At 43.7% G+C, this 4,905-nt stretch carries 5 protein-coding genes, 1 tRNA gene and 1 pseudogene; 4 read left to right on the top strand and 3 right to left on the bottom strand.

Annotated elements, in window-relative coordinates; all coding sequences use genetic code 11:
• A partial coding sequence (locus BM100_RS23345) for a nuclear transport factor 2 family protein (RefSeq protein ID WP_092514845.1) occupies positions 1 to 515 on the top strand: 515 nt, incomplete at its 5' end.
• A gap of 92 nt (positions 516 to 607) precedes the next feature.
• Here BM100_RS23345 and cycA read toward each other — a convergent pair.
• On the bottom strand, positions 608 to 2,014 hold the full coding sequence (gene cycA, locus BM100_RS21810) for a D-serine/D-alanine/glycine transporter (RefSeq protein WP_092514843.1): 1,407 nt from the start codon (positions 2,012 to 2,014) through the stop codon (positions 608 to 610).
• 233 nt (positions 2,015 to 2,247) lie between these two features.
• Here cycA and BM100_RS21805 point away from each other — a divergent pair.
• Positions 2,248 to 2,323, top strand: a tRNA-Lys gene (locus BM100_RS21805).
• Positions 2,324 to 2,337: 14 nt separating this feature from the next.
• Here BM100_RS21805 and BM100_RS23730 read toward each other — a convergent pair.
• Together BM100_RS23730 and BM100_RS21795 are read right to left on the bottom strand one after the other, a co-directional pair.
• Positions 2,338 to 2,451: pseudogene (locus BM100_RS23730) on the bottom strand (hypothetical protein); the annotation flags it as partial.
• Positions 2,452 to 2,467: 16 nt separating this feature from the next.
• A protein-coding gene (locus BM100_RS21795) for an IS3 family transposase (protein ID WP_092514839.1) occupies positions 2,468 to 3,615 on the bottom strand; the annotation gives its coding sequence in 2 pieces (ribosomal slippage) (positions 2,468 to 3,378 and positions 3,378 to 3,615; 1,149 coding nt in all).
• 254 nt (positions 3,616 to 3,869) lie between these two features.
• Here BM100_RS21795 and BM100_RS21790 point away from each other — a divergent pair.
• On the top strand, positions 3,870 to 4,406 hold the full coding sequence (locus tag BM100_RS21790; protein WP_092514837.1) for a hypothetical protein: 537 nt from the start codon (positions 3,870 to 3,872) through the stop codon (positions 4,404 to 4,406).
• A 161-nt stretch (positions 4,407 to 4,567) separates the two neighbouring features.
• Positions 4,568 to 4,897, top strand: coding sequence for a phage holin, lambda family (locus tag BM100_RS21785; RefSeq protein ID WP_092514847.1), 330 nt, complete (start codon positions 4,568 to 4,570; stop codon positions 4,895 to 4,897).
• Positions 4,898 to 4,905: the final 8 nt, after the last annotated feature.

The following is a 4,905-nucleotide window of genomic DNA, read 5'->3' as shown; positions in this document are numbered from 1 at the left end:
TAGGTCATAGCGCATTTTCCTTTGGCGAGAAAGATGCCTACTATAGCAACTGGCCGCCTTTCTTAGAAATTGCACTTATTAGGCGAATCCAAGTTGATTTATTTTATCCGGAGTTTGATATGAAGCAGGAAGAGATAACTACTTTTGAATTTATCAAAAAACTTGAAATTACACTTCATTCTGAAAAAAGAAATAATCGTAATTGGCTCCATACCGTATTGCATGATGATTTTCTGGAAATAAGCAAATCGGGATTTGTTTCTCCTAAAATAGCTGTAATAGATGCATTATTAGCAGAAATAAAAACTACTATTTCAATTTTTTCACAAAATTATGCTATGCGTTATTTAGATGAAAATATCATTTTATTGACTTATCAATCTTATGAGATAGACCAAACGGGTGCGCCATGCAATCAGGCATTGCGTTCATCCATCTGGCAAAAATCTGCCAACAACAAATGGCAACTCAGATTTCATCAAGGTACGTTGATGGCTAATGACACAGATGACTAATTTCGTGGGTAAGTAATTTCTTTGATCAGCAGGCAAAAAAATGGCCCAACATGTAGGCCATTTTAAAATTAATAAATGAGATTTTTCATCACTCAATGAATAAGGCGTTTTTTACGTTTTTTCACAATCTGGAACCCAACCGCCAAAATAATAAACCAAACTGGCGTGGCGATCAGAGCCTGGCGGGTATCAGCCTGCAAGGAGAGCAATACCAAGACAAAAGCAAAGAAAGCCAGACATACCCAGGACATCACAATACCAAACGGCATTTTATATACCGAAGCCTGATGCTGATCTGGACGACGTTTTCTGTAAACCAGATAAGAACATAAAATCATGCTCCAGATAAACATAAACAGAATCGCAGAAACAGTTGTAACTAAAGTAAACACACGCATTACATCGGGGATAAAATAGATCAGAATGACGCCAAAAGAGAGGCATAAACAAGTAAAAATCAACCCTGATGCAGGAACCGAGCGACGGGAAAGGCGGCTAAACTGTTTTGGTGCATTTTTCTCTTTCGCCAAGCCAAATAACATCCGGCTGGTAGAAAAGACCCCGCTATTTGCCGAAGACGCGGCAGAAGTCAAAACCACAAAGTTGACAATACTGGCAGCGGCAGGCAACCCAATCAGAACAAACAGTTCCACGAAAGGACTTTTATCTGCGATGATAGCTCGCCACGGTGTCACTGACATAATCACAATCAAAGACAAAACATAAAATGTGATAATACGGATTGGGATCGCATTAATCGCCTTTGGCAAAGACTTCATCGGATCTTTCGTTTCCGCGGCGGCAGTCCCCACCAATTCAATGCCGACAAAAGCAAATATCGCTATCTGGAACCCGGCAAAAAAACCGCTCAAGCCCATTGGGAACATACCGCCATCATTCCAGACATTAGAAAGCGCAGCGACATGCCCGGCAGGAGATTGAAAATGGATGCCAATCAAGATACCGCCTGTCACAATCAATGCAATAATGGCAATAATCTTGATCATCGCAAACCAAAATTCCAACTCTCCAAACAATTTCACCGTCGCGAGATTCAGTGTTAACAGAACCAACACGCACAAAAGTGAGGTTCCCCACTCGGGGAAATTTGGCGCCCAATACCCGACATAAGCAGTAATGGCGACAATATCGGCAATACCAGTAATGACCCAGCAGAACCAGTAAGTCCAGCCCACAAAAAAACCGGCCCACGGCCCCAATAAATCCGCCGCAAAATCACTGAACGACTTATAGTGCAAATTGGAAAGTAATAACTCCCCCATTGCACGCATAACAAAAAACAGCATAAACCCGATGATCATATAAACAAAGATGATCGACGGCCCCGCAAGAGAGATAGTTTTGCCTGAACCCATAAACAGGCCAGTACCGATGGCACCGCCAATCGCGATTAGCTGTATATGTCGATTGGTGAGGCTGCGCTGTAGATGAGAACCTTCAGCGTCAGTAATATGAGTGGGTTGTATTTTTTCTTCCATAGTTGTATCCAATTTATTCTCACAGCATGGCCTTAATACCCTCAAGCTGTGTTTAAGGGAACATTGTGACATAGACAACCGCTGTATTAACAGAAGGATTTCACATGAAAAACAAGATGGTTACAATTCAACCAACCCAAAAACAGCACATTCTGTATATTTTATTTACATAACAAAAAAATGGTTATTTGATATTGACGTTTTGTTGTCACAGTAGAATAATTAATCGTGTTGGGTCGTTAGCTCAGTTGGTAGAGCAGTTGACTCTTAATCAATTGGTCGGGAGTTCGAGCCTCCCACGACCCACCAATTAAATCAATGGATTAGAGACCTATCATCTTGCTGTTAATGAGTCCTTGGGACGTAGATGGGACGTGAGCATCAAAAATCACATCTATTTGCCTCGCATGCTCAGTAAGATGGTTAGGTGCAAGATGAATCGTCACGGATAATCTAGACACTTCTGAGCCGTTGATAATATTGATTTTCATATTCCGTCGGTGGCATCTGATCACTCGAACCATGCCGACGCTTACTGTTATAAAACATTTCGATGTAATCAAAAATATCACTGCGGGCTTCTTCCCGCGTTCCGTAGATCTTTTTCTTTATCCGTTCACGCTTCAGTAGCTGGAAAAAACTTTCTGCAACTGCGTTGTCGTGACAGTTACCACGACGGCTCATACTGCCCTCCAGCCCGTGTGATTTCAGGAGCGACTGCCACTCATGACTTGTGTACTGGCTACCTTGATCAGAATGAACCAGCACCTCTTTTTGAGGATTACGTCGCCACACGGCCATCAGAAGCGCATTCAGGACAATATCTTTTGTCATCCGAGGTTGCATTGACCAGCCGATAACTTTGCGCGAAAACAGGTCAACAACCACGGCCAGATACAGCCAGCCTTCGTGAATTCGGATGTAAGTTATGTCCGTTACCCAACGTTCATCCGGTGCATCGGGATTGAACTGTCGCTGGAGCCTGTTGGGTGTCACTATACTGGCCTCTCCTTTGCGTGCCCGTGGGCTTCTGTACCCGACCTGAGCCTTTATCCCGGCACGCTTCATCAGCCGCCAGACCCGGTTAATCCCACACTGTTGCCCGCTATCTCGCAGGTCAAGATGGATCTTGCGATAGCCATAAACGCAACCGGACTCCAGCCAGAACTGTTTAATTTGTCCTGTCAGCCTCAGATCCGCCTGATACCGTGGGGAATGCGGCTGCTGAAGCCAGGTGTAAAACCCACTCGGATGAACATCCAGCACCCGACAGAGCAGACGAACAGGCCAGCAACAGATGTTGTCACGGATAAAGGCGTACCTCAGTCGGACAGCTTTGCGAAGTACGCCGCGGCTTTTTTTAATATGTCCCGTTCGTCAGTAACCCGCTTCAGCTCCTTCTGGAGTCGGCGGATCTCGGCCTGGGCATCTGACTGTTCTTTGTGGATGGAAGAGTCCGGCCCGTACTTCTTTATCCAGGCGTAAAGACTATGGGGGGTGATATCGAGATGTGTTGCAACGCTGGAAACAGAATGGCCACGATCAATAACCTGTTTGACTGCTTCAATTTTAAACTCTTCAGGATAACGCTTACTACTCATGTGCACCTCTCTTTAAGCCATCTTAAATGACTCAGAGGTGTCTGTTAAACCCGTAGCGATTCAGTTAATGAAGAAAGTTCAATAAATCCCTCGTTACTACTGAGGGATTTGTGTAGAAGAGACAGGCACTCGCGGGGCTTTTTGCTTTCTGGCTCCGACTAAAACATAAGAAAATATTACCTGATTAAACTAGATTTGTATTGGTTGATGGTAGATTATAGTGTGAAAAAGTATGCGACTACGTGAGGTGAAAAATGCCGAGAGGTTTAAGGGGATCTGTAGGTGGATTGCTAAGCCCCCTCCCAGCGTATCACAATGTGATGAATCATTATGGAGATCCAAATAACCCAAATTTTGCAAAACTAATCTATTCTCCTGATCGTGAAGAACAAATTGGATTTCTTATTGATCACACTGTATATGACGAGGCAAGGGTACTCGTTGTTATAGATATGAAATACCGTATGGATATGCTACATAATCCATCAGGTCAACACATACCTATATATAACAATACTAATATAGATATGGTGCTTGATGTAATAGCTGCAGCTATAAGGTGGTTTGCTGTTATAGGACGGCTTTTTAATAGTATTTTTCTTGCCATAGACCACACAGGTAATACAACTTTTTCACAGCGATTAGCTAACAGGTGTCATTTACCTGTTTGTGCCCCGAGAGGGGAAATTAACATCGCTTTTCAATGGGGTAATGCAGAAGGCCACACATATTGTTTTCTTTTGAAGGAAAATGCATTAAATCAATTACGCTGGGTTACTCCAGTCATCTAAAAAGGCCATTGAGAAAGAAAATCCAACTCTCCGGTAATTCCGGATAGTTCAAATCACGACATGTGAATTCCCATAACGGCAACCCACTATTAACTCTACTCACAGGGGCGACTCTCTCACCCCACGGACGCCCATTGTCTAGATGGGGTGGAAATATGCGCATGATTGAAAAAGACACGGAATTCTGGTCTCACGTCTGGGACTGGTTAACTATCAATACCCCACTCATTGCAGGAATGCTGCTAGCTGCATCAATAGCCCTTGCCCGCGAGAAAAGGGACGGTTCGAGCTGGAAAGCCTCATTAGTGGAAGCCTTTATTTGTGCGGCAATCAGTGTCGGGATTATTAACGCGCTGGAGTATGCACAACTGCCGCTGAATCTCGCCCAGTTTTTCGGCGTACTCATTGGCTTTCTGGGGACCAAGAAGATTGGAACCATTTTTGATGCTGTTTTTATGTTCTTCAAAAACAAGTTTGGGGTGAACAGATGACCAGAGAA

Origin of the sequence: Xenorhabdus mauleonii (assembly GCF_900113945.1) — a bacterium.
GTDB classification, from domain to species: domain Bacteria; phylum Pseudomonadota; class Gammaproteobacteria; order Enterobacterales; family Enterobacteriaceae; genus Xenorhabdus; species Xenorhabdus mauleonii.
This window is presented reverse-complemented; position numbering and strand designations above follow the sequence as displayed.

Coding starts and splice junctions, on each gene's coding strand:
- BM100_RS21790 (WP_092514837.1), top strand. CDS start 3,870: ATGCCGAGAGGTTTAAGGGGATCTGTAGGTGGATTGCTAAGCCCCCTC.
- cycA (WP_092514843.1), bottom strand. CDS start 2,014: ATGGAAGAAAAAATACAACCCACTCATATTACTGACGCTGAAGGTTCT.
- BM100_RS21785 (WP_092514847.1), top strand. CDS start 4,568: ATGATTGAAAAAGACACGGAATTCTGGTCTCACGTCTGGGACTGGTTA.